Source organism: Corynebacterium sp. CCUG 51687, from assembly GCF_024453995.1.
Lineage (GTDB): Bacteria > Actinomycetota > Actinomycetes > Mycobacteriales > Mycobacteriaceae > Corynebacterium > Corynebacterium pseudogenitalium.
Map to the genome: position 1 here is coordinate 111637 of NZ_JAGPYT010000005.1, position 24377 is coordinate 136013.

The 24377-nt window shown below is 57.1% G+C and carries 22 protein-coding genes; 15 read left to right on the plus strand and 7 right to left on the minus strand.

All coding sequences use genetic code 11. The annotated features are described in order from the left end of the window. Window positions 1–238: 238 nt before the first annotated feature. Together KBX13_RS06760 and KBX13_RS06765 are read left to right on the plus strand one after the other, a co-directional pair. On the plus strand, window positions 239–754 hold the full coding sequence (locus KBX13_RS06760; protein ID WP_070479666.1) for a VanZ family protein: 516 nt from the start codon (window positions 239–241) through the stop codon (window positions 752–754). Between the two features lie 21 nt (window positions 755–775). Next, window positions 776–916, plus strand: coding sequence for a hypothetical protein (locus KBX13_RS06765; RefSeq protein WP_168156157.1), 141 nt, complete (start codon window positions 776–778; stop codon window positions 914–916). On the opposite strand, the gene KBX13_RS06770 is transcribed toward KBX13_RS06765, so the two are convergent. Together KBX13_RS06770 and KBX13_RS06775 are read right to left on the minus strand one after the other, a co-directional pair. Then, window positions 913–1305, minus strand: coding sequence for a hypothetical protein (locus KBX13_RS06770; RefSeq protein WP_256021371.1), 393 nt, complete (start codon window positions 1303–1305; stop codon window positions 913–915). The genes KBX13_RS06765 and KBX13_RS06770 overlap by 4 nt on opposite strands. 199 nt (window positions 1306–1504) lie before the next feature. Continuing rightward, a complete protein-coding gene (locus tag KBX13_RS06775) occupies window positions 1505–2725 on the minus strand; it encodes an ATP-binding protein (protein WP_256008302.1) in 1221 nt (406 codons plus the stop codon). 263 nt (window positions 2726–2988) lie between these two features. On the opposite strand from KBX13_RS06775, the gene KBX13_RS06780 reads away from it, so the two are divergent. Both KBX13_RS06780 and KBX13_RS06785 read left to right on the plus strand, forming a co-directional pair. Continuing rightward, a complete protein-coding gene (locus KBX13_RS06780; protein WP_256021372.1) occupies window positions 2989–3528 on the plus strand; it encodes a hypothetical protein in 540 nt (179 codons plus the stop codon). Window positions 3529–3627: 99 nt separating this feature from the next. Further along, on the plus strand, window positions 3628–4581 hold the full coding sequence (locus KBX13_RS06785; RefSeq protein ID WP_256021374.1) for an iron-siderophore ABC transporter substrate-binding protein: 954 nt from the start codon (window positions 3628–3630) through the stop codon (window positions 4579–4581). A gap of 9 nt (window positions 4582–4590) precedes the next feature. Here the strand turns inward: KBX13_RS06785 and KBX13_RS06790 are convergent, their stop codons facing one another. The 4 genes from KBX13_RS06790 to KBX13_RS11535 are packed head-to-tail and all read right to left on the minus strand — an operon-like array spanning window position 4591 to window position 8290. Then, window positions 4591–5361 (minus strand): ABC transporter ATP-binding protein, encoded by a 771-nt coding sequence (locus KBX13_RS06790; protein WP_070361767.1) that lies wholly within the window; start codon window positions 5359–5361, stop codon window positions 4591–4593. Then, window positions 5358–6353, minus strand: a complete 996-nt coding sequence (locus KBX13_RS06795) for an iron chelate uptake ABC transporter family permease subunit (RefSeq protein WP_252931665.1) — start codon at window positions 6351–6353, stop codon at window positions 5358–5360. The genes KBX13_RS06790 and KBX13_RS06795 overlap by 4 nt, the downstream gene beginning before the upstream one ends. Beyond that, window positions 6353–7375, minus strand: coding sequence for an iron ABC transporter permease (locus KBX13_RS06800; RefSeq protein WP_070975646.1), 1023 nt, complete (start codon window positions 7373–7375; stop codon window positions 6353–6355). Before KBX13_RS06800 ends, KBX13_RS06795 begins: the two co-directional genes overlap by 1 nt. A gap of 12 nt (window positions 7376–7387) precedes the next feature. Continuing rightward, window positions 7388–8290, minus strand: a complete 903-nt coding sequence (locus KBX13_RS11535) for a siderophore-interacting protein (RefSeq protein WP_070361765.1) — start codon at window positions 8288–8290, stop codon at window positions 7388–7390. 356 nt (window positions 8291–8646) lie between these two features. Here KBX13_RS11535 and KBX13_RS06810 point away from each other — a divergent pair, with 356 nt between their 5' ends. From KBX13_RS06810 to KBX13_RS06855, 10 genes are all read left to right on the plus strand, one after another. Continuing rightward, entirely contained in the window at window positions 8647–8868 is a 222-nt protein-coding gene (locus tag KBX13_RS06810; RefSeq protein ID WP_083329431.1) for a PspC domain-containing protein, read from the plus strand. A gap of 134 nt (window positions 8869–9002) precedes the next feature. Beyond that, the gene (locus KBX13_RS06815) at window positions 9003–9725 is read left to right on the plus strand and encodes a hypothetical protein (RefSeq protein WP_256021376.1); all 723 of its coding nucleotides are present in this window, start codon (window positions 9003–9005) and stop codon (window positions 9723–9725) included. Window positions 9726–10277: 552 nt separating this feature from the next. Further along, entirely contained in the window at window positions 10278–10832 is a 555-nt protein-coding gene (locus KBX13_RS06820; RefSeq protein WP_256021378.1) for an NYN domain-containing protein, read from the plus strand. Further along, entirely contained in the window at window positions 10833–12758 is a 1926-nt protein-coding gene (locus KBX13_RS06825) for an N-6 DNA methylase (RefSeq protein ID WP_256021379.1), read from the plus strand. A 10-nt stretch (window positions 12759–12768) separates the two neighbouring features. Next, window positions 12769–14358, plus strand: coding sequence for a class I SAM-dependent DNA methyltransferase (locus KBX13_RS06830; protein ID WP_256021381.1), 1590 nt, complete (start codon window positions 12769–12771; stop codon window positions 14356–14358). Next, window positions 14352–15575 carry a restriction endonuclease subunit S gene (locus KBX13_RS06835; RefSeq protein WP_256021383.1) on the plus strand — a complete coding sequence of 408 codons (1224 nt, stop codon included), beginning with the start codon at window positions 14352–14354 and terminating at the stop codon, window positions 15573–15575. Before KBX13_RS06830 ends, KBX13_RS06835 begins: the two co-directional genes overlap by 7 nt. Window positions 15576–15582: 7 nt before the next feature. After that, complete coding sequence (locus KBX13_RS06840; RefSeq protein WP_256021421.1) at window positions 15583–18756, plus strand: type I restriction endonuclease subunit R; 3174 nt, start codon at window positions 15583–15585, stop codon at window positions 18754–18756. Further along, entirely contained in the window at window positions 18756–19631 is an 876-nt protein-coding gene (locus tag KBX13_RS06845) for a hypothetical protein (protein WP_256021385.1), read from the plus strand. Before KBX13_RS06840 ends, KBX13_RS06845 begins: the two co-directional genes overlap by 1 nt. A gap of 151 nt (window positions 19632–19782) precedes the next feature. Then, window positions 19783–20235: a hypothetical protein gene (locus KBX13_RS06850; RefSeq protein ID WP_256021386.1), complete on the plus strand. Its 453-nt coding sequence runs from the start codon at window positions 19783–19785 to the stop codon at window positions 20233–20235. A gap of 167 nt (window positions 20236–20402) precedes the next feature. Then, window positions 20403–21161 (plus strand): hypothetical protein, encoded by a 759-nt coding sequence (locus KBX13_RS06855; protein WP_256021388.1) that lies wholly within the window; start codon window positions 20403–20405, stop codon window positions 21159–21161. A gap of 13 nt (window positions 21162–21174) precedes the next feature. On the opposite strand, the gene glf is transcribed toward KBX13_RS06855, so the two are convergent. After that, a complete protein-coding gene (gene glf, locus KBX13_RS06860) occupies window positions 21175–22353 on the minus strand; it encodes a UDP-galactopyranose mutase (RefSeq protein WP_256021390.1) in 1179 nt (392 codons plus the stop codon). A 133-nt stretch (window positions 22354–22486) separates the two neighbouring features. Here glf and KBX13_RS06865 point away from each other — a divergent pair, with 133 nt between their 5' ends. Continuing rightward, window positions 22487–24373 (plus strand): N-acetylmuramoyl-L-alanine amidase, encoded by a 1887-nt coding sequence (locus KBX13_RS06865; protein WP_256021392.1) that lies wholly within the window; start codon window positions 22487–22489, stop codon window positions 24371–24373. Window positions 24374–24377: the final 4 nt, after the last annotated feature.

Consider the following 24377-nt stretch of genomic DNA (forward strand, 5'->3'; position numbering starts at 1 on the left):
CGTGCGCGTATCGTACGTGAGCAAGTATTTGAGGAACTTCATGACACTCTCCCTTCGGTTTCATTTACTTTGTTGACCGTTTGTTAACTTGCTGTTTACTTTAAAGAATTAGTGGGTGAAAGTCAAGCATTTATTTTCACCCACTATCTCGCTTTTCCGTTTACGCAGTTCAGGGTGACTTTTCGACGCCCCCACCGTTACCCCTGTGACTGGTGTGAAACTGTGCTAGGTTGCAACCATGAACCGCAAAGCCCTCGGAGCACTCGCCGCCTACTGCTGCGTCGTCATTGCGTTAACAATGTGTAAAGCGTTCTTCCGCATCGGCTACCTCTGGGACCCAGCAAACCAACGCCGCCGCGGACTCTCGCTACAGCCCCTCGCCGAGCTTCACGACGCCCAATCCTGGTTCGCGCCCCTCTTCGGCTACGGCGGCAACATCGCCTTCTTCATCCCCGTCGGCGTGCTCGCATACGTTGCCTTCCGCGACGCCCGCTGGGCCGTGCTGTTCGGGTTCGGGCTGAGCCTGGCCGTCGAAACGGGACAATACATCTTCTCGCTCGGCTACTCAGATATCGACGACCTCCTCATGAACACCGTGGGCACCCTGGTGGGCGTCGGCATCGCGCGCGCATGCGGCCCGCGCCTGCACACCTTCTGGATCGTGCTCGGCTACGTCGTACCACTCTGCTTCCTCGGCCTCGTGTTCGTCGGCGAGCGCCTCGGCGACCCCTCCAAGGTCACCGAAGTCTACTGACATGCACTAGCCTTGCAACCTATGGATTTCTTGATTGGCGGGGCAGGAATTTTGCTCTCAGCGTTTGCTGTCATGTTCATCTCAGGCTCGACAGGCGCTATCATCGCGGCCGCCTGCGCGATCGTGGGAGTGGTGTTCCTTATTAAAGGTGCGCAGCGCTAGCGCCTCCGCACCAGCTGGACCGCGCTCAACAACACCACCAGGCCGATGGGAATGAGGAACATAAAGAGGTTGATGATCGGCAGGGACATCTCCGCCCGATACTCTTCCCACCGCGCCACCGCCATCGACCCCCACCCGACCACCAGGCACACCGCGGCTACCCACGCCGTCACAACTGCCCTTCTGTAGCCGCGCCCCCACGCAGCTTGCGTGAACCAAACCGCGCCGCCCAGCGCGAGCAGCGCCGTCGATGCCTCCACGATGCCGCACACCAAGGTCATAGTCATGAATTCCACGGAGCTACCGAGCAGGATCTGCGTACCGATCGCCAGCGCGAGGCACACAACCATCGCCGTCGCGTAGGTCCGGAGAATGCTTCGAGGTTCCATGTGCACATGGTACAGAGGTTTGCCGTCCTGCCCTTTTGAAAAAGTTCCCAGTTCATCCGCAATTCGGGGAACGATCCCGCCCATCAGCCTAGATTTCGCTGCGTTTCCCCAGGTCGCCGCACCAGAAATCCAAAATCGTTCCCGGACTTGGGAACTTTTTCAGTGGCCGCCATACGCGAACAGCACGTCAATCCCTCCGCTACGGACCCAACGCCCCAATCGGCGCAACAATCACACCGTCCGCACGCCTGTGGACCGGACCCCCTGAGGTCACGATGAGCAAAACTGTTTCCTGTTCAAGCTGATCCGCAAACCGTTTAAGCGTATCTGCGGCGTGGTCAAGAATCTCTGGCGTATAGCCAAGCTTCACTTCGACGAGTAGATCAACATCGTCAAAGCTGACTACAGCATCCACTTCGAGCTTTGTATTCAGCCTTGCGTGGTACACCGTCTTGCCAGTCAAAGCGCGTAATTCGTGCACAACGAGCGACTCAAACAGTTGCCCAAAATAGCGGGGATCCTGCACCAGATGATGTGGGCCTCGCTCAAGGACAGCCATGGCGAACGAAGGGTCAGCGAGGTGACGCTTGGGAGACTTTCGCAACGTTGCTTTTGACCTCAGGTGAGTCGACCAGGCTGGTTGATCCACGGAGACGAAAATCCGAGAAAGTGCGTCAAGGTAGTCACGCGCTGTATCGCGACTCACTTCGACGTCGGTTGCAATCGTCTGTAGGTTAAGCTCTGTCGCGACGGCTCTTGCAATAGAGCGCAAAACTCTACGAACCCGTTCCGAGTCGCGAGTCACATCCCCAACCGTGTGAATGTCTACGCCCGCAACTGTTTGCATGTAGTCGCGGACGTTTTGAATGGCATCTTCCAAAGAAAGATCCACGTTGTAGGGCAGGCCACCACGACACATCCGATTCGCTAAATCCGCAAATGCGAGTGGCGGAGTTGCAAAAGCAGGAGACTTGCCAGCAACGACGTCCCGCAAAGATACCGAGCCATCCGATTCGCCCGATTCAAATAGCGTCATGGTCGACATCGTCAATCGCGCAAATCTACCTGCCCCGGAGTGGCGAGTCGCGTTCACCCCAGGCGCTGTCGAGCCTGTGAAAATGAACTGCCCTTTCGCTTTGCGTCGATCAATTTCGTGTCGCGCAAAATCCCACAGGCGAGGATGCAGTTGCCACTCGTCGACAAGGCGAGGTGCCTCCCCATCGAGCAGCAACCGTGGATCGGTAGCCATCGCCAATGGGACGCTGGGATCGGTTTCAACATTCAAAATGCTTCCCGCTTGTCGGCTTGCCGTCTCTGTTTTCCCGCAGCCTTTTGGTCCCTGGATGAGCACCCCACCTTGCCGCCGAAGCGCTGCCTCTAATTGAGCGTCCGCAATGCGGGCAATATACGAATCCACCATGAGGATAAATCATAGCCATGAACTGCCTATTCCGCACTTTGAAATGGTTTCACTCGTCATTTTGAAATACTTTTACTCGGCAGTTTGGAATGGTTTTACTCGCCACTTTGAAATCCACTCCTACCAAAACCGAAAATCTGCTACAGCCTTGCCCCTGGCCTGGAATACGAGACACGTTGTGCGGTCCCGCTGCCGGGATAGCCGCGCGTAAATCTGCTAACGCCACCGAAGCCATTCCTATCCGCTCGACTGAGAGAGGCTTCATGGCTACGTCTCCATCCTCGGCAGCTCAGGCTGCAGAAAATCGGCCGCTGTCCATTATGTTTGCGGCGGCGCTTGCTGCGTTTATCGCTACGTTTAATGAAACGTTCCTCAACGTCGGCTTCACCAACATCATGGCCGACTTCAACATTGGCGTCTCGACTGTCCAGTGGCTCGCCACGGCATACATGCTGGGCGCGGCCGTCATGACGCCCACCACGGGCTTCGTCGCCGACGGCGACGTGCTCGACGTCATCGGCGACTCCGTCCCGGCGCTCACCACACCGTATGCGCTGCTCGCGCACAACGACTCGACGGAGTTCGGTACCGACGTCGCCGTAGTCCTCGACCGGCCAATCGTCTCCATCGCGACCAAGTCCGTCATCACGGTCAACGTCAACAACGACCTCGGGCACATCTCCTCCGTCCTCGCCGATAAACACCTAAAGAAGGCGCTGGTTGTGGCGGATGACGGCACCGTCGTGGGCATCATCAACCGCTACCTCGTATCGACGTTCGTCGACCCGGTCCCGAGCGCCTAGACAAGGATTGCCCATTAGGCAAGGCATACCTTAGAGTGGTCACGTTGGGTCAGGGAGACCTAACGCGAAATTCTTTAACCACCTACGAAAGGCGCAACCTTGACACTCTTTACCCCTCGTGCCCTGAAGGGGATCGCAGCCACGTTCACTGCGGCGCTCATGCTTGCCAGCTGCTCCACCGGATCAAGCGATTCGACAACCGCTCCCGAAACCTCCAATGCCAACGGGTCAGAGGAGCGCATTGTGACAATGGGTCTCGGCGACGTCGATACGGTCCTTGCGCTCGGTGAACAACCGGTCGGTTACGCCACCTGGCAACAGGAAGGTTCGGGAGACCCTTCCGGACTTGGACCATGGGCCAAGGACAAACTCACAGTCGACCCAAACCCGATCCGGGATACGACCACCGAGTTCAGCACCGACACTGCCGAAAGAGTTGCCTCGCTCAACCCGACAAAGATCATTGCGGTGAACAGTGGTCTCGAAGCTGACAAGAAGGCGCTGCTCGAGCAAATTGCGCCAACCACCTTCCACTCGGATGCATACCAAGATTGGCAAGTGCCGTGGGATGAGCAGATTAAGGAAATCTCCAAGGCGTTGAATAAGGAAGCCGAAGGCGAAAAACTCATCGCCGATTCCGAGCAGGCTTTCCAAGATTTCCGCGAAGCTCACCCTGAGTTGCAAGGCAAAACAGCGGTAATCGGCATGCCTTACGACGGAAAGTTTGGCGTATACACCTCGGGCGACGGCCGCGGCTCCTTCATTGAAAAGCTTGGTTTCAAGATCCCAGAGAAGTTCAACGGCGATGGCTCCAGCTTCTTCCTCGACTGGTCGCCTGAAAACTACGTCGACTTCAACGACGTGGACTACCTCTTCGTGCTGGACTATTACGGCGCAATCGATGCGCTGAAGAACGACGAGAATTTCATGGACCTTGATGTCAACAAGCGTGGCGGGGTCTACTGGCTAGACACCGATACCGCCAATGCAATGAGCATGCCGAACCCCCTCACCATCCCGTACGCAATCGAGCAAATCAAAAAGTCGCTCTAGAAGTGGTGCTTACCGGGGGACAACCAGTGGGCCCCCATTTACCGGGTCGGTTGCCACGACAGCAGGCAGATCAAAAACGCTGTTCAGCAAAGTCTCCGTGACCACCTCGGCAGGCGCACCGACCGCACGAACCTCGCCACGCTGCATCACGATAAGTTGATCCGAGTAGCGTGCTGCGAGGTTCAAATCATGCAACACCATGAGCACGGTTCGCCCCTCTTGATCAGCGAGTCGACGTACGAGCGACAAGACCTCGACGGAGTGAGACAGGTCGAGGTATGTCGTCGGCTCGTCCAAAAACACGAGCGGAGTGTCCTGCGCCAAGACCATCGCGATCCAGGCACGCTGGCGCTGTCCGCCAGAAAGCCGTTCGAGTGGACGATCTGCAAACTCTGCAATATTGGTCAGTTCCATCACCGCATCAACCGCACGCGCATCCTCAGCAGAAGCCTGTCGTAGCCAAGACTGATGCGGGTGGCGTCCGCGGCTGACCAAGTCACGAACCGTCAGTCCCTCGGGGGCGACAGGCGTCTGTGGCAATACTGCTAGCTGACGCGCAATCTCTCGGCGCTTCATTTTCGACGTGTCTACGCCGTTCAGCATTACCGTGCCGCCATCGCGCGCAATAAGCCCTGCTGTAGCTCGCAACAGCGTTGACTTGCCGCAACCGTTGGGGCCGATGATTGTGGTGACACCGCCTTGGGGCACGTCGAGATCAATGCCGTCAACGATGACGGAAGCCCCATAACTCACCTTGAGATTTCGAACCTGAAGCATCATACGGACACCTTTCGTGTTGCGCGTAGCAGTGTGTAGAGCAGTGCTGCGCCACCAATCGCAGTTGTAGCTATGCCCACCGGCAAGTTCCCCGGCACCAGGGTGCGCACTGCTAAGTCTGCGCCAGACACAATCGCCGCGCCAGCGAGCATCGCTGTTCCTAAAGGTGGCGTTGCTGCTTGTGTGATCTTGCGTCCAATCTGTGGCGCAACAAACGCCACAAAAGCTATCGGACCAGACGCCGCGACGGCCACCGATGCCAGCACTACAGCCATGAGCATGAGGATGAGTTGCATATGCCGGGGCTCCACCCCGAGGCCAGCAGCCGTATCCTCCCCGAGCGAGAGCGCCTGCAGATTGAAGGCTGCCCACCGCAAGAACGGAACGACGACTGCCAGCGCAATAAGTACGGCGAGTGCATCGCGCCAGCTAGCAGAACCCACCGAGCCGGTCACCCACGCCTGCGCCTTGCCCACGTCACGATAGTCGGCGCGAACGAGCAGGAACGAGGTATATGCCATCGCCAGTGCATTGATAATGATCCCGGCGAAGACAAGCTGGAAAGACCCGAGACCCGCGCCACGGCTCAGCCACCAGATTGCCGCAGACACTGCTAATCCACCGAGGAACGCACTGAGCGGGACCCCCAGAAGATGCAGCAGCATTCCGGAGCTTCCACCAGCAAGTAACGCAGTCAATGCGAAAGCGGAGGCACCCGAAGTGACGCCCAAGATGTCTGGGCTCGCCAATGGATTCCTCGTGATGGTCTGGAAGATCGCCCCCGCAAAACCAAGCGCAGCTCCTACTCCCAAAGCAGTTACCACCCGCGGCAGACGCCACTGAACAATCACCGTACGAGCCAATTCTGTGGATTGGCCCATGAGCGCAGAAGCGACATCCCGCACCGTAAGCCCGAAGTCCCCGACCATAACGCCGCCAAGGGCCGCGGCGAAAGCCAACACCGCAAGGACACCATTCGTCACGAAAACCCGCATCACAGTTTCGCCCCTTTGCGCAAGAGGTACAGGGCAAATGGGGCACCAACGAAGGCGAGCGTGATGCCCACCTGCAATTCGCCGGGCCTGGCGATGACGCGGCCGATAACGTCGGCAAGCAAAAGCAACGTGGCCCCAGCCAACGCGGAACACGGTAGTACCCAGCGGTAATCGGGCCCCGTGAAGGCGCGCACAAGGTGTGGAACAACCAGACCGACGAACCCGATTGGGCCCGCCCCAGCCACCGCGGCACCCGTGAGCAATGCAACCAGGACGATGCCCACGGCCCGCGAGAGGGGGACGCTCACGCCAAGTGCGCTTGCCACATCGTCTCCCAAGTTCAGGAGGTTCACCCTGTTTGCCATGGCGAAGGCCCCCACTAGTCCGAGGAGAATCACCGGGGCAAGCACCGCGACCACCTGCATGTCACGCCCAGCGATAGCGCCCGCCGTCCAAAACCGCATCTCGTTGAGGCTTTGTGTATTCGTCAGCACGATGCCGCTGGTGAGCGCACTACAAACCGCGCCCAGCGCAGAACCACCGAGCACAACCATGATCGGGCTCGATCCCAGGCTCCTCATACTGAGTGTGAACACGAGCGCCACCGCAAGTATTGCGCCGAGGAATCCCACCCCAACAGTGCCCAACACCGTCATTGAGCCATGAAAGGAAATGGCTGCAGCCACCGCAAGCGCCGCACCAGGGCCTACACCCAGCAAGTTTGTGTCTGCGAGCGGGTTTCGGGTGTGTCCCTGCAGCAACGCCCCCGCTGTGCCCAAGGCTGCCCCCACCAACAGGCCGAGCAGGGTGCGCGGAACCCGAAGCTGTGCAATGATCTTCGCCTCGTCGCTGGAGGCCTCAAGCCTTTCGGCTCCTCCCGAGAATGCCAACACAATTCCGTCGCGAACCGCGCCCAACGTTGCCCCGAAACCCATTTCACGCGCCCCGAACAGAAGAGACACTAATGCCGCGCACACGGTGGAAGCCGCAAGGAAAGCGACAAGCCCTACACGTTTATCCACTTTGTAACCCCGTTATCGCCAATACCCCATAAACGACACGTGGTGGCGAGGCACACCCGCCTCTTTCACCAGGAGCCGCCGCATCGCCGTCACAGCCGTGTTCTTCCCTGCGATCCAGTAATAGGTGTGCCCTGCAGTATCCGACGTGGGACCTATCAATTCTCCACTGCTGGAATACGTGGGTGTCTCCCAGACTTCATCGAGCTGGGCTTCATCCACAAGACCAGGTTCTCCATTTTCCAACGAAGCGGAGGCACAACGGGATCCAACTTCCTGTTTCAGCTGCGCAAGAAGCAAGCCTCCATAGTCGAAGTCCCCCTCTGCACGAAAATGCCACCGGACATCAACCTGTGAAGGGGAGTCGATGGGCAGGTGATTGCCGGCGGGCACCTCGATATCAACCGAACCAGCGAGCCCCTCGGGCCAATCCTCCAGGATACGAGCCATTGCAGGCAACGCGGTTTCATCGCCGTAAAGACGGGCAATCCCAGCAGATCCGGGGTTAAATTCAATACCAACACCGGAATCATCGTCACGGGTTGGTCCAATAATCAGCAGCTGCTGTCCAGGGTGAGCGTCTTGTGCCCACGCCGAGGCGGGACCGGGACTATCGCTGTGCAAAACAAAATCCACATCCACTTCGTCAGGGCTGTCAGCACTTCGCCGGAACTCCCGAATGGAATAGGTACGCAGGTGTCCGCGCGTGTGCTCCGGCATCGCACGCCATGTGTCCCACCACCCCTCTTCGGGAAGCTCGAACAGACCGCTGGCAGGCGGGATCAGCAGCTTGATACGCAAATCTCTGATCGGAACGGCGGGCCCCATGGCGTCGATCCCGGTGAACGTCACCCGCTGGAAACTCGGCGCAATACGTTCACTCCGGACGACGGTTGCAAGAAAAGACCTAAAACTCACCCCGTAAATTATATAGGCTTGCCTAACCTATAGAAAGTGTGAAGCGCGCAGTCCCCTAGCGCCCGCGTAGCTGGAGTCGGCTAGCCACCTTCAAAGCAGGTGACAGCAGGGGCATCATCAACCGCTACCTCGTATCGACGTTCGTCGACCCGGCGAAGTAAAAGGCGGATACATTCTCTTTAGCGATGGGTAGGACGCACTGATCGGAACCGGTTTGGTGCTTGTCCGACGCAAGCGGCCCTGAGCTTCCCTGTCACCAGGAGTGAGCGCGCTCGTTGTTCATATCGTCGTCGGCATCCATCCATTAAGCTCTGACACAGTGATTTCGACCCGCCATTTCGTCTGAAGGGAATAACATGCGCAGGCCTTACTACAGGACATCACGCGGACGCGTCATTGCAGGAGTCTGTGCGGGGCTCGCAGAACGCTACGGTCGCAGCCCAGACACAATCCGTTGGTGGTATGCAGTAGCGCAACTATTTAGCTTGCCCGCCATTGCCACCTATATCCTCCAGTGGTTGTTGTATCCGCTCGACGATAACCCTGAGCCGCCGGAAACTGAGCAACCTGCAAGCTGACCAGCCAAGAGACGAGGTGGCGTGCCAGGTACCGCGCCCCACCGAATCTATCGGCAACGTCCTACACGTACAGGTGCAGTCCCGTACATTTATGGCATACCTATTAGTAGCTACATGCCGCTAGGTGTTTCCACATGTTTCATTTCCTTCCGTTACTAGCCATCCTTCTCGATTACTTCCTCGAAGTTCCGGATGCAGCATCGGAGCCAGAGTCACCGTTAGCGAGCATCATCAGCGTCTTTGGACCGTATTCGGCGTTGGTGTTTGGAATAGCCGCGCTGCTTTTGCGACCGCTACCCCGGAAGTTTTCGATTATCGCCAGCGCAGCCGGCCTGCTGGGCCTCATCGCAATCATTGTGCCCATGGTCCTGGCCCCCAGCCCAGAATCGTTTATACACGTTTGGATTCCGCTTCCGGCAGGGTTACTGCTCGCAGGAATCTACGTCCTCATCATTTCCCACATAGAGCAGGCCAATCCCGTGTTAGTACTTCGTCAAGACACGAGCAGGCTATCGATGCCCGGCGCGATCACGGCCGCTTTTCTCATTCTTACTGCGGGGCGGCTACTCACTGCCCATGCGTGGCCGTCCCCGGAGGCAATCTTGGTAGGCCCCGTCTGTACCCTGGCCACGCTCGCGTTTTATGAGATGAATTGGAAGTACCCGGTTGGCGCTGTGGTCATTATTCAAGCTGCGCAAATGTTTTATTCCGCATTCCCGTTCGAGGCATACATGCTCCACGAGGTGCAGCTTGCCGTCAAGGCGGCTTGCATTCTCGAGATTGTCCGCACAGGTACCCGCGAACATCTGCTGAAGCAAACGACGCACAGCGAAACTCCCGCAGCCGCTGGAAAATAACGTGTAAGTGTGGCTTGCGCCTTCCGCCAGACCTGCACCGATCAGATCGTTCAGCAGTATCCGCCCATAGTCTTCTACCAGCGCGTTCGCCACTTTGAAGCGGCTCCATTCGGCGCATTGCACTCCCAAAACACTCCCTTCGTCGCCCCGAGAGTTGTTTCGAGTTGTTTATTACTCCCATTTTTGCGCCAAATCGGGATATCCCCCAAAAAGACCACCCTCACCACTCACGCCCACACCAACTGTAGTGCCAATACAGACATACACACCACGCAGGAGACCTCAATTGAAACAAAGTGTTCGCCATACATTTGAGTCACACCACCCCATAGTCTCCTACCCGAACCTCCAACCCTAAAACAGGGCACAAGCGGACCCACATTCACAGTATTTGTGAACATAGATAATCTTGCCACAATCGGAATCGGCAACAGCGCAAATGAGACGCTATCCAGTCCTTTTGTAGTGTGAACATACATACGCTTGACACTAATGTGAACGTAGGTTAATCTTTTTACAGCAAACGCGAACACCACGAAAGGAATCCGGGCAATGAACACACCCCAAAGCGCCCCCAACCCCCAGTCCGACACCCGACCTCGCCGCCTCATTCTGATTGACATTGAAAATTTCAATGGCCAGCCAATTCAAAGCGTTGCCCAGGCCAAATGGTGTAAGAAGATGCTCACTCTTTGGCTAGATATCCAGGAAGGCGAAATCGTAATCATCGCATCAGACAAGAGCGGCGTCCTGAATGTGAACGCAGGTTGGAAAGGTCCGCGTTTGCTCATGGGGATGGGTCCCAACGGCGCAGATCATCGACTGATCGAAGAGATTGAACGTATGAATTTCGGACAGTTTGACGAAATCGCATTAGTCTCCGGAGACGGCATCTTCGCCAACCCTGTCGCTTTCGCCGCAGAGTTCGGAGTACCTACCAAGGTGTATTCACACGGAGTGCAGCTTTCTCACCAACTCCGCTTCGCGGCATCCGAAGTTTTCCTAGCGGAGGATGGGTACATTCCAACCAGCACCAACCTCGAAACCACCCCGACAATGAACAACAACGTAATTCAGCTTCACCCGCACACTGAGGAGACAGCATAAATGGTTGCAACCACCGGACACCTCACGCTCAAAGACATCGCAGAGCTTGCCCAGGTCAGCCGCCCTGCGGTGAGTAACTGGCGTAAGCGCTACGATGACTTCCCTGCGCCCGTAGAGGAATCAACCCCGCGTAAACCTTTATTCGAGGCAGCAGCTGTTGTAAGTTGGCTCAAACGCAACGACTTCTTCCCCAAAGATGCTGAGCAAGATCTGCAACTCACGGCACTGTGGGCGGCCGCAAATCTGTTGCGTAATGAGATCCCGATTGAAGATATTCCGCTAGTAATACTGACTCTGCTCGCTCTCGATAAAGATCCCTCCTTTACGCCCCCAGCAGAATTCGAGACATTGCGGGCTCACATCAGCGAAGAAACAATCAATGACGTCGAGCATGGCATTTCCAAACTTGGTGTCATCGATTACGGCAAAGCTGCCCAGTTAGTAGTCGATCGATTCCTTGGTCTAGGCTCGCGTGGTTCTCGTAGCCAGTATGGGACCTCTCATTCGCTTTCCAGTGCAACAATTGTGGCGGCCGCTTCGACTACCAGTAAGAACGTTCAGACGGTACTAGATCCTGCGTGTGGCATTGCCGGAACGCTTCTCGGCGTCCGCAAACACGCGCCAGGTGCACAGCTCATGGGCACAGAGATGATGTCCGACTCCGCAGCCCTAGCCCGTCTGCTTGTGTATCTCGCAGGTCAGGAAGCCACCATCAAAACCAGTGATTCTCTTCGCTACGATCCGTTTTCGGATGTCCAAGCCGACCTCATCGTCTGTGAACCTACGATAAGAATGCGCTTTACGCGAGATGAGCTAGATCACCTGCAGCGTGTTTTCCCGAAATACCCGTTGAGGGGACTTATGAGCGACGAGCTCTTCCTGCTTTACTGCGTGCAACACCTAGCTGCCGACGGTCGCGCGTACGTTATCACGGGGCTGGGCACAACGTTCATCAGGCAGTTCAAGGAACACCGGCAGCGCCTCGCAGCAGAAGGGCAGATCGAAGCTGTCGTGCAACTCCCTGGTGGGATTCTCTCGGCATCGCGTATTCCAGTTGCACTGTGGGTGCTGAGTGCAGGGGGTATCGAAGAGCCGTTGCTCATTGATGCTTCTCACCAGAAGCCGGAATCTGTCCCCCAGCGAATCGCAAATTGGCTCACCGCCGCACGCAACAAGCAAGACACGGACGTGCCGTACGAGGCAGTTACCTTGGCAGACGTTGTTACCAACGATGGATCACTTCACCCGTCAACCTATCTAGTTCAGGCCATCGCTATCGACCCCAGCGACGCAGCCGCCGAGTTCGATGCCGCCTTCCAACACTTACAAACAACCACAAAGGACTTCATGAAAATCTCCGCCCCCCGCGTCTCCGCAGACGCAATCCCGTCTTCAGCCACGTCCACCACTATGCGAGAGCTCGTCAACGCCGGTCACTTCATTCGCATTTTCGGCAATTACCGCTCGGACGACAGCCAAGCCACGGGCAGCGCCCGTCTCGCAACTCCGAACGACAATGCGGAACCCGCCTTTGTCAATGACTTCGATCCCGAGGATGTTCTGCAACCTGGTGACATCCTGATGCCGCGGTTGGGAACCGTCCCGGTGCGGGTACACGAGGACGATGGCCAGAATTGGGTTCCTTCAAATCATTTCATCGTTTTCCGCGCTGCATCCGATGCGTACGACCCGTACTTCATCGCCGCATGCCTCAACGCCACAGCGAATTTCGATAGCCGTGACCGGCTGCCACGGCGAAATCCGATAGCACGTCTTGTCATCCCAGAACTCAATCGTGATCAACAGGCGGTCATTGCAGAAACGCAGCGTTCGCTCGAAAACGCCCGTTCGGCTGCACGCCAACTTGAACGCGAAACAAAACACGCGAGCGAAGCCCTGATCAATCTTGTCTTCGCAGGAAAGTAGGATCCCAGATATGACTCCGACCCCCGTCAAAGAATTCCAGGACACCCTGTGGAAAGCAGCCGATAAGCTGCGCGGCTCCATGGATGCTTCACAATACAAAGACATCGTCCTGGGCCTTGTATTTCTTAAGTACGTCACCGATGCTTTCGACGCCCGCCGCGAGGAACTTCGAGCAGAGCTCGAGGAAGACGGCGCCAGTGCGGAAGATATTCTCGAGGACCTCGAGGATCGTGACGCGTACTTGGAAAAGAACGTCTTCTGGGTAGCAGAGACAGCCCGCTGGGATTACCTCAAGCGTCATTCAAAGGGCAAGACTGAAGGCGCTGGTGGTGAGTTTAAGAGCATCGGCAAGCTTATCGACGAAGCCGCCGAAGCCCTCATGGCCGATAATCCTTCCTTGGAGGGCACGCTGCAGCGAAATTACAACAGCGACAGCGTGGATCAGCACAGGCTTGGCGAACTCATCGATCTCTTCAGCACGACCCGCTTCACCGCTGAGGGACCAGAGCGTGCGCGTGACCTGCTTGGTGAGGTCTACGAGTATTTCCTTGCCCGCTTCGCATCCGCAGAAGGCAAGCGTGGCGGCGAGTTCTATACCCCGCGTTCCGTGGTGCGTACGCTTGTGGAGATTCTCGAACCGACCGAGGGCCGCGTCTACGACCCGTGCTGCGGCTCAGGTGGCATGTTCGTCCAGGCAGAAAAGTTCCTCGACGCACACGACAAGGACCCGTCTGCGATTGCAATTTACGGCCAGGAGAACAACGAACTGACTTGGCGGATGGCACGCATGAACCTTGCCATTCACGCTTTGAGCGCGAGCGGCCTCGGCGAGCGTTGGGGCGATACGTTCGCCCGCGACATCCACCCAGGCGTGGAGATGGACTATGTGCTGGCCAACCCACCATTCAACATCCATGATTGGGTGCGCAACACCGACGATAAGCGTTGGATGTACGGCGTACCGCCAACGCGCAATGCCAATTTTGGCTGGATGCAGCACATCATCTCGAAGCTGAGTGCCCAGGGTGAAGCCGGCGTTGTCATGGCGAATGGCACCATGACATCGAATACGTCTGGTGAGGGCGAAATCCGTAAGAACATGATCGAAGACGACATCGTTTCTTGCGTGGTCACGCTTCCAGCTCAGCTGTTCCGCGGCACGCAGATCCCGGTGTGCGTTTGGTTCTTCGCCAAGGACAAGGGCGTCGGTTCTAAGGGATCCATCGATCGCCGCGGCCAGTTCCTCCTTATTGACGCCCGCTCACTCGGCCACATGGTTGACCGCACCGAGCGCACTTTTTCGGATGAAGACATCCAGAAGATCGCGAATACGTTCCGCACCTGGCGTGGTCGCCCGTCTGCCGAAGGTGAGTATGAAGACGTGCCTGGCTATTGCAAGTCGGTTTCTTTGGAAGAGATCCGCGAAGCGAACTACGCACTCACTCCAGGCCGCTATGTAGGGTTCGCCGACGCTGAAGAGGACACCGAACCAATCGGTGAGAAGATTGCACGCCTCAAGGCAGAACTCACCGCCGCCCTAGACGAGTCTGCACGGCTCGACGCCGTGGTCAGAGAGCAACTGAGGAGGCTGAAGTGGTGAAGTCGTTAAAGCTCGGTGATGCCACAATCAAAATCGGTTCTGGCGCGACTCCGCGTGGTGGAAAAAGCGCGTATGTTGGCAGCGGCACCGCTTTCATTCGTTCCCAAAATGTTCTTGATCTTGAAATCACGCTTGACGGCTTAGCATTCATCGATGAGGCCGCAGCCTCAAAGCTTGCTGGAGTTACCGTCAAACAGGGTGATGTTCTGATCAATATCACTGGAGACTCAACTGCCCGTGTAGCGCTTTGGGATTTGGATATGCCAGCTCGAGTTAATCAGCATGTTTCCATTCTGCGGGCTGATCCTAGTCTGCTTAATGCTCGGTGGCTGCAGTATTGGCTCGTTCAGCCAGCGGTGAAAAATCATTTGTTGGTGCTCGCATCCTCCGGCGGATCACGACCAGCACTCACTAAAGCTATGTTGGCGAATCTCGAAGTTCCATTGCTCCCTCTTACGCAACAAAACAAAATCGCGACAGTTCTCGGTTCCCTCGACACCAAGATCGCTGCAAATAACCATGCAGTGGCAGTTATAGACGAGACGATTCAAGCACTGTGGCGGGCTGCAGTGAGCTCCGAAGCGGTCTTTGTACGTCTCAACGATGTGGTCGAGCTCAACCCGAGAACTTCCGTTCCTAAGGGCACGGTACTCAGAACCATCGAGATGAAGCACCTACCTGAGAGCGGGTTTTCGGTAAACGAATGGGTAAATCGTGAAGCTAAAAGTGGATCCCGCTTTCAAAATGGCGACACGCTTCTTGCAAGAATTACTCCTTGCTTTGAAAACGGCAAATGCGGATACGTGGACTTTCTCCGCACTGGGGAAATCGGTGCTGGCTCAACGGAATTCATTGTGCTGCGACCGCGACCAGGAGTTCCGCCAGCAGTCCCTTACTCAATTGCTAGGTCAACAGATTTTCGCGCCTTTGCGGAACAAACGATGACCGGAACTTCTGGTCGGCAGAGAGTCCAACATCGCGATTTGGGGTCTTACGAAACTAGCTGGCCCAGCCAAAGCAGCCTTACCGCTTTCGGCTCGTCGACCGCCCCTCTCCTTGAGCTCGCTGAAAAACTGAGAGATGCAAGCATTTCCCTCGCCAAAACCCGCGATGAGCTGCTTCCGCTCCTGATGGATGGCAAGATCACAGTAAGAGAAGCGGAACAGGAAGCCACTGCTGCAGGTGTGGGAATCCTGGGTGAGGAGAACGAGGCGTAGAACCATGATGTACAGCGAAGCGATGTTTGAAGTCGATGCACTTGAACTGCTCGGTGAGCTCGATTGGAAGCCTACCGAAGGCAAAACGCTCGCTCCCGGCAGCGGCGAGCGAGAGAATTGGCACGACATCGTGCTTCGCGGACGACTTCTCAACGCACTACGCAACCTGAACCCCGAAGTACCAGACGAGTACCTGAGACAAGCGATGGCAGAGGTGGTTACGCCGACGTCGCAAAGCGCGATCGCCGAAAACCACCGCCTGCACGAAATTCTCGTAGAGGGATACCGCGGGATTGAATACGTCGACGCTGACGGGAAGCGTCAGAACCCCACCATCACGTTCTTCTCCCGCAACCCATCGAAGAATGATTACATCGCTGCGAACCAGATCACCGTACGAAACCTAGATAAAGAGCGTCGCTTCGACGTTGTGCTCTACGTCAACGGTCTTCCACTGACGATCTTTGAGCTCAAGCAATCAGGGTCTACCGCGACCGTTGAAGATGCCTACAACCAGCTGCGCACCTACGTCGACGAGTTCCCGCTAGCCTTCCGCTTTTCAAACGTCGTCGTCGCATCCGACGGTATTGACGCACTCTACGGAACACCATTCACCCCACGCGAGCACATGAGCAGCTGGCGCGTCGACGACGACGGCAACCCCTTCGAACAAGGCCCACTCGTCGTCGTGGACGGGGAGCAAATGACCGAGTTCGACATGCTCATGTGGGGCCTGTTCAACGTCGAACGCTTCGGCCAAATCTTTGTGGATTTCACCGCATTCGACGAAATCAACGGCGAACTACGCATGCGCGTGGCAAAACCCCACCAATATTTCGCAGTGACGAAAGCCGCCGGCAGGACTATCCAAGCAACCCGTAGCGACAAGAAGGCCGGCGTTGTGTGGCACACAACCGGGTCCGGCAAGTCCATGGAAATGGAAATGTACACCGCGAAGATCATGCGTGATGCACGGATGGATTCGCCCACCGTCGTCGTATTGAACGACCGCAACGAGCTGGACAAACAGCTTTTCGACACATTCTCTGTCTCAGCACTTCTGCCTGAGTCACCAGTCCACATCACGAGCCGTGAAGACTTACGTGAACAGCTCAGTCAACGCCAATCTGGGGGCATCTACTTCGCCACCCTGCAGAAGTTCGGCTTGCAGGGCACAAATGACGACCGCGAGCTGGAACACCCCGTGCTTTCCGAGCGACACAATATCGTGGTCATCTCAGATGAAGCACACCGCTCCCACTACGGTTTCGGCGACACGAACGCGGATGGTTACGCGCACCACCTGCGTACCGCACTGCCGAACGCCACCATGATCGCATTCACCGGCACCCCAATCGACGAGTGGGACCGAAACACGCGCGAAGTATTCGGTGCTGAAATCGATGTCTACGACATGAATCGCGCTGTCGCCGACGGGGCCGTGGTTCCCGTCTATTTCGAGCCGCGCCTTATCCCCCTCGAGCGGATCCAAGGCATCACGGATGAAGACATCGACGAAGCAGCTGCAGACATCCTCGCCGATATTGATGAAGAGGACCGAGAGAAAGCGCAACGCTCAGTCGCCGTGCTGAACACCATCTACGGATCGGAACAGCGCCTCGCCACACTTGCCGAAGATTTCATACGCCACTGGGAAGACCGCCGCGAAAACATGAGGCAGTTCATCGGAGCGCCTGGCAAAGCAATGATCGTGGTACAGACCCGGGATATCGCGGCCAATCTGTACGAAAAAATCATCGAGCTCCGCCCAGGATGGCATAGCGACAACGACCTCGAGGGCAAGAACAAAGTCATCTACTCCGGCTCAGCATCCGACCCATCTCACCTGCAGAAACACCTCCGCAACCAGAGCAGAATGGACGCTATCAAGGACCGTATGAAAGACCCCGACGACGAACTCGAAATCGCGATCGTCCAAGGCATGATGCTGACCGGGTTCGATGCACCCCCGCTCCACACGCTGTACCTGGACCGCCCGCTGAAAAGCGCGCTGCTGATGCAAACACTCGCCCGGGTCAATCGGAAGTTCCGCCAAAAAGAAAGCGGTCTCCTCGTTGCCTACGCGCCACTCATCGACAATCTCCAGGCAGCAATCGCCGAGTTCACAAAGAACTCAACCGAAGAAGACGAAAAAGTAATCGGCCAAAGCATTGAGGAGGCGCTGAAGATCGTACGTGGGTTCGTCGAGAAGCTTGATGTTCTCGCAGGCGACGAATGGCGAGCGCTCGAAGCAGCCGGTGAGCAACGCAAAGCACGCCTCCAACTGCTTGCAAAGCTCCGCGATCCCAAGACTGCTGACGAGAACGGCCGTTACCCACTCGCGAAGCAATTCAACGAACTAGCCGGCAAACTCGCCCGAGCATGGTCCCTGGCATCAGGCAGCCCCAACGCCGACGAATACCGCAGCGACGTCCGCTTCTACTCCGACATTCGCAACCAACTCATCAAGATGGATGCTGCAGACCGGCGTGCCAACGGCGAACTCCTCAGCGAGGAAGTGCTCACAATGCTCAGCCAACTCGTCGTCGACTCAAGCGCTTCTTCAAAAGTCATCGACATCTATGAAGAGATCGACCGCGACCTGCCGAACCTACAGGACCTCAACATCGAAGCACTGCACCTCGAGAAGCAGGGAGGTTCGCGTACCGCCCTCCTTATCGACGCCCTCCGCCGCGACCTCCTTCAAGAATCACGCGCCGCAACCGGTAACAACGAAGTACGAGCGAAACAGTTCTCCGAGCGCATCCGCGAGCTGATGAACCGCTACACCAACCAGCAGCTCACCTCCGCCGAGATCATCGCCGAACTCATCGAGCTGTCAAAGGAAATCGTTGCAGAATCCCAACGTGGCGACCAATTCCATCCACCACTAAGCAACGACGAGCTCGCGTTCTACGACGTCGTTGCCTCCAACGGTTCCGCCGACGAGGTACTCAGCGACGATGTCATCGCCCAGATCGCCCGCGACCTCGTGGAAACACTCCGCCGTGACGCCAAAACTGACTGGACCGTACGCGATGACGTCCGCGCCAAACTCCGTCGCTCAATCAAAACGCTGCTGCGCAAGAGCGGCTATCCCCGAGAGCAACGCGACGAGGCAATCGTGCTCGTCCTGGAGCAGATGGAACGCTTCGCTCCCCGCTGGGCGGAGGTGGCGTAGTGGACCAGATACTTCCAATCGCCCCAGGTCCCCGTGCCACAGCCGAAGACATCGTGCTTTTAAGACAGATCGAAGGCATTCGGCTGGCTCTGCGACTCTTCGACCGTCAGCTGGAGGCAAGTGCGAAAGCAGTGGCAAAAGGAACCCCACAACAACGAGCGTTCGACACCTCGTGCCAGAAGTTTCTGGATAGCCTCTCCAGCCTCCGATCCGGAGACCGCCTCGACCAGATTCGTAGGCAAGTGGGGAAAACAGAACCCGAGCCAACTTCCCCTCCCAACAAAGTGCAGGAGACAGCGCAGACATCAGGCGATCAACCTGCTGAGCAGCCGAATGGAGATTCATCAGCCACCCTTACCCCGTATGACCGAGCACAGCTCCTGGTTGACAAGGAGGCCGTCGAAGCTCGTACCAAGTACGAAAACGACCGCACGGTATTGCTCGACAAACTCAAGCAAATCCAGGACGCCGAACGTCCAGTCGAGGAAAAACCACAGATTCTTGAAGGCCTCAACACCATTGAATCCTGGTACTCGAAAACCTGGAAGCGCCTCGAATCGGGAGCTAGAGGCGCCGAGATCCTCCGCGAAATTGAGGAGACGACTCGTAAATCCAAGAAGCGGCGAGGTAGATCCCACCGCCCACGCACTCGGACAAGTTCGCCAAAGGTCAGAATCAAGCGGAACTCCTCCGCACATGAATTCCTGCGTGCAATTCGCGAATTAGATCGAGAAGCCCAACGACAGGCGAGAATCGCCAGGGAGCACAGGGACTTCGAGACGATGCTCAAAGCGCATCCATACAAAAACAACAGTGTTCCCCACGACCGCGTCTACCTAACTTCCGGCTTTCGTAATCCAAGAGCGAAGACGTGAGTTAAGCAAACTATCCAATGCGCAAATCGTGTTCAACTGCAATCGCTCGCCACCAACCTAGCCTTTAATAGAATCAAGAATCCAGAGCTCAGTGGCACTAAAACGACACGCTTTGAGAATCCAGTGAGAAGCAGTCATGTACCCTGTCACTATGTGTTTGACGCCATTTGACGTATTCAATCCCGACAAAGTTCCAGAAGCCACTTATACTTCTCGGCAGTCCGATTCCATGGGAGACCCACCATTCGATCCCCGCATGTACGGAACCTACGAGGACTGGCTGTCCAGCGAATTCAAACGCAACAATGGCGGATTTGTTATTCACGGCATGACAAAAATGGGCAAGACGTCGATGGTAGAACGTGCACTCGATGGTGCAGGCAAATCTGCTCTCACCATTGAGGGAACCACAATCGATACCATCGAAGATTTTTACTCTCAGATAGTCACAGAGCTTGAACTCACGCAAGAGTGGAGCGTCAACAACGAAAAAACAGGAGCAACTCCGCTGAAGCTAAACTTCATAGCCGGATTGCATATATCAGAAAAGAGTTATCAACGTCCGAAGCCAATTCGCTTACTGAATCCGGACAGAAGAACCTAGCTAAGCTGGTCAGCGGCGGGATCAAGTTATCTGGACGCCCGCTTGTTATCGATGACTTTCATCACTGCGAAAGTAACCTAGCAGCAAGTATCGGCAAAGTCCTCAAGCCAATCGTGCGCGACAACCTGGTTGTCTTGATTGCAATCCCATCCCAAGCATTTGCCCCCATGATTAAAGCACCCGACAATGTTGGCAGGTTCAGATCGATCGAGGTCAAGCCATGGGGCGTCCAAGAATTGCAGGAAATTGGGTTAAAAGGATTCCCGCAACTCGGATATGACATTTCAATAGAAGATATTTCTCGGCGCATTGCACAAGAAGCATTTGGGTCACCACACCTCATGCAAGCCTATTCACTTGAAATCGCAAGAGACCTCGTCGGCCGAAGCATCACCCCCGAAGCAGCCTTCCGGGAAGTTGACGAAAATCTGAAGGCAAATTTGCAACGAATCTCCTCGTCTTACAAGCCTTCATCATTCGGAGAAATTCTGGCAGGCAAAAATCCGCGCGGTAAAGAGCGCACGCGCTATTCAATTGCTAAACCACCCGAGCCAGAGCTTCAGAATAAGACGTTTGATCTCTACGAAGTACTTCTACTATCACTCCGCCATTTGCTAATAGTTGCAACTGGCTCTAATCAAAACAGGAATCTTTCTTTCACTCCAACTGAGGTAGTAGAGATGACCCGCCGATGGCAGGTAGAACCTACTTACACTAAGAAACAAGCTACCACCGCCATGTCTAACTCACATGATAGGGCTGAGGAGTTGCGTGACGGCTTGGACCCAGTGCTGAAGTTGGGACCAGGTTCCGGACCAAACGGAGAAGCGACGATTGATTTACTCGATCCGTTTTTCGTTAGCTACCTAGTCCACGGTCAATGGGTACAGGACGCTGGACGTTTATCGCTAGAGCGGTCTGATTAGCTACCTAACGCCCCTAGTGCCCGCGCTTCTGGTCCAGCGGCTCGCCGTCCTCGAAGTGGGGGCGCAGGTGGTTGTCGAACAGGGACAGGGCAGCGCCGATGGCCATATGCATATCCAGGTACTGGTAGGTGCCCAGGCGGCCGCCGAACAGGACGCCGTTCTTGCGGGATTCCTCGGCGGCGAGTTCGCGGTATTTCAGCAGCTTGGCGCGGTCTTCAGGGGTGTTGATTGGGTAGTACACCTCGTCGTCGTCGGTGGCGAAGCGGGAGTACTCCTTCACGATCACCGTCTTGTCCGTTGGGTACTCGGTGCGCTCCGGATGGAAGTGGCGGAACTCGTGGATGCGGGTGTAGGGGACATCGGCGTCGTTGTAGTTCATCACCGAGGTGCCCTGGAAGTCGCCGGTGTCCAGTACTTCCTGTTCGAAGTCGAGGGTGCGCCAGCCGAGGTGGCCTTCGGCGTAGTCGAAGTAGCGGTCGAGTGGCCCGGTGTAGACCACTGGGATGCCGGTGAACTCGTCGCGGATGTCGAACCAGTCGGTGTCGAGGCGGACGTCGATAAGTTCGCGGTCGGCCATGTTCTCGAGCCAGGCGGCGTAGCCGTCGACGGGCAAGCCTTCGTACTTGTCGTTGAAGTAGCGGTTATTGAAGGTGTAGCGAACTGGCAGGCGGGAGATGATTTCCGGCGGTAGTTCGGTGGGATCGGTTTGCCACTGCTTGGCGGTGTAGTGCTTCACGAATGCCTCGTACAGCGGCTTGCCGATCAGCGCGATGCCACGCTCTTCGAGGTTCGTAGCCTCGGCGGGGTCGCGACCCTCGCGCTGCTCCTCGATCAGCTTGCGGGCCTCGTCCGGCGAGTAGTACTTGCCAAAGAACTGGTTGATCAGGCCCAGACCCATTGGGAACTGGTAGGCGGTGCCGTCGTGCATCGCGAAGACGCGGTGCTGGTAGTCGGTAAAGGAGGTGAAGCGGTTGACGTACTCCCACACGCGCTCGTTGGAGGTGTGGAACAGGTGCGCACCGTACTTGTGCACCTCAATGCCGGTTTCCGGCTCCTTTTCGGAGTAGGCGTTGCCGCCGATGTGGTTGCGCTTCTCCACCACGAGCACCCGCTTACCCAGCTCGCTGGCGGCTTGCTCTGCCACGGTGAGGCCGAAGAATCCGGATCCAACAACAATGAGGTCGTAAGTCATACGGCCATTTTGTCACATTTCTTTTCGACGCCCCTCCGCACGACACGCCAAGCCTCAAGATTCACTTGAGACTTTAACTTGCACTACACTTCACTGGAGTAACCTTTATCCCTATAGCCACAGGAGTTAAAACGTGCAACAGCGGAAGCGCCTGAATGGGCAATCCTCCAGGATGCGCCCTCTGATGGCTGCGGTGATGTCCGTGGCCCTCGTTGTCGCCGGGGCGTTCGGCGGCAACCACATTGTCCAGGTCCAGTCGGCGGCACCGGCGCAGATGGACGTCTATAACGCCAGCGAGTCCTTCGCCAAGGGTGCGAATATCACCGTGGATGACGCAGCGGTGCGCACCCAGGGTGAGGAGACCGAGGAGCGTCGTGTGGTCAAGGAGTTCACCCGCGACCGCGAGTTCACGCTGTTTGGCCTGACGTGGAAGGGCGACCGCGACATCGTCGCCTACGTGCGTGCCCAGCGTGCCGACGGCAGCTGGACGGAGTGGTTCGAGATGGATCCGCTCGATGCAGCACCCGGCACCGACACGTTTGGCACCGAGCCGATCTTCGTGGAGCCGACGAAGCGTGTTCAGGTCTCCACGGGCAACGTCGATCTCCTGGAGAACGGCCGCAAGGGCTCGACCGCACCGAATACGGCCACCGACATCCAGGCCGTATTTATCGACGGCGGCACCGGCACCGTCAACGGCAACATCAAGCCAGTCGTCGACTCCTACACCTACGGGATGCCGAAGGTCATCACCCGCGCGCAGTGGGGTGCGGGCAAGAACAGCAACCCGACGTACACCGCGCCGGTCACGGCCGCGACGGTCCACCATACCGCTGGTTCCAACAACTACACCGAGGCGCAGGCGCCGGGCATCGTCCGCGGCATCTGGAACTACCACACCTACACCCTGGGCTGGGGCGATGTGGGCTACAACGCCATGGTCGATAAGTACGGCAACATCTACGAGGGCCGGTACGGCGGACTCGACCGCGCGGTCCAGGGCGCGCACGTGGGTGGCTTCAACCAGAACACCTGGGGCGTGTCCGTGCTGGGCAACTACCAGACCGCGGTGCCGACGCGTGCGTCGCTGCAGGCGCTGGGCGACATCATCGGCTGGAAGGCTGCTGTCTCCGGGTTCGACCCGATGGGTTCGAGCTACCACTACGCTGACTTCGATTTCAAGGGCAGCAAGTACCGCGCCGGCCAGGGCGGGATGTTCCCGAACATCAACGCGCACCGGGACTTCCACTACAACGAGTGCCCAGGCCAGAACCTGTACAACCAGATGGGCACGGTGCGCACAATCGCGAACACGAAGTACCGCGCGCTGAAGAACTCTTCCGAGTTCACCCCACCGGGTGATTACACGGGTCCAGCCACCGACACCACGGTCGGCGATCTGCTCGACGCACTGGGCTCCGGTAAGAAGGAATCGGACACCGTCACGAACCCTGACGGCACCACGACCCAGGTGACCAACTCGGGCTCCTCCGACAACATTTCCCTGTCGGGGATTGCCTCGGGTGACGCGGTGGCGATCGCAGCGGCCGTCGGCACCTTGGCTGGCCTGATCTTCCTGTACGCGAAGGCGAACGACCTGCTGCCGGGAGGCATCCAGAACCTCGCAGGTGTGGAGATCGCTCCGGGGCTGACGCTGCAGCAAATCGCCCCGTACATCGAGCCGATGCTGAAGTTCGCTGGCCAGAACGACCTGGCTGCGGTGTGGAAGCAGTTCGAGCCGACGCTCGGCGCCGTCATCGGTGGCGTCGGCGGCGTGGGCGGCAACGACTTCGGCTTCTTCCAGAACGGCATCGCCGTGCGCAACGCGAAGGGCGAAGCGTTCACGATGTTCACGAAGATCGCGAACGCCTGGCTGCAGCAAGGTCTCGACGCCGGCCCGCTCGGCCTGCCGGTCAACTCCGAGCACCCGATTGGCGACGGCCTCTTCCGCGTCGACTTCCAAGGCGGCGACATCACGTACAACCAGCACACCAACACCATCAACATTGGCGTGCACTAGCAAC

Coding starts and splice junctions, on each gene's coding strand:
- KBX13_RS06760 (WP_070479666.1), top strand. CDS start 239: ATGAACCGCAAAGCCCTCGGAGCACTCGCCGCCTACTGCTGCGTCGTC.
- KBX13_RS06765 (WP_168156157.1), top strand. CDS start 776: ATGGATTTCTTGATTGGCGGGGCAGGAATTTTGCTCTCAGCGTTTGCT.
- KBX13_RS06770 (WP_256021371.1), bottom strand. CDS start 1,305: ATGGAACCTCGAAGCATTCTCCGGACCTACGCGACGGCGATGGTTGTG.
- KBX13_RS06775 (WP_256008302.1), bottom strand. CDS start 2,725: ATGGTGGATTCGTATATTGCCCGCATTGCGGACGCTCAATTAGAGGCA.
- KBX13_RS06780 (WP_256021372.1), top strand. CDS start 2,989: ATGGCTACGTCTCCATCCTCGGCAGCTCAGGCTGCAGAAAATCGGCCG.
- KBX13_RS06790 (WP_070361767.1), bottom strand. CDS start 5,361: ATGATGCTTCAGGTTCGAAATCTCAAGGTGAGTTATGGGGCTTCCGTC.
- KBX13_RS06795 (WP_252931665.1), bottom strand. CDS start 6,353: ATGCGGGTTTTCGTGACGAATGGTGTCCTTGCGGTGTTGGCTTTCGCC.
- KBX13_RS06810 (WP_083329431.1), top strand. CDS start 8,647: ATGCGCAGGCCTTACTACAGGACATCACGCGGACGCGTCATTGCAGGA.
- KBX13_RS06815 (WP_256021376.1), top strand. CDS start 9,003: ATGTTTCATTTCCTTCCGTTACTAGCCATCCTTCTCGATTACTTCCTC.
- KBX13_RS06820 (WP_256021378.1), top strand. CDS start 10,278: ATGAACACACCCCAAAGCGCCCCCAACCCCCAGTCCGACACCCGACCT.
- KBX13_RS06825 (WP_256021379.1), top strand. CDS start 10,833: ATGGTTGCAACCACCGGACACCTCACGCTCAAAGACATCGCAGAGCTT.
- KBX13_RS06830 (WP_256021381.1), top strand. CDS start 12,769: ATGACTCCGACCCCCGTCAAAGAATTCCAGGACACCCTGTGGAAAGCA.
- KBX13_RS06840 (WP_256021421.1), top strand. CDS start 15,583: ATGTACAGCGAAGCGATGTTTGAAGTCGATGCACTTGAACTGCTCGGT.
- KBX13_RS06850 (WP_256021386.1), top strand. CDS start 19,783: ATGTGTTTGACGCCATTTGACGTATTCAATCCCGACAAAGTTCCAGAA.
- KBX13_RS06855 (WP_256021388.1), top strand. CDS start 20,403: ATGATTAAAGCACCCGACAATGTTGGCAGGTTCAGATCGATCGAGGTC.
- glf (WP_256021390.1), bottom strand. CDS start 22,353: ATGACTTACGACCTCATTGTTGTTGGATCCGGATTCTTCGGCCTCACC.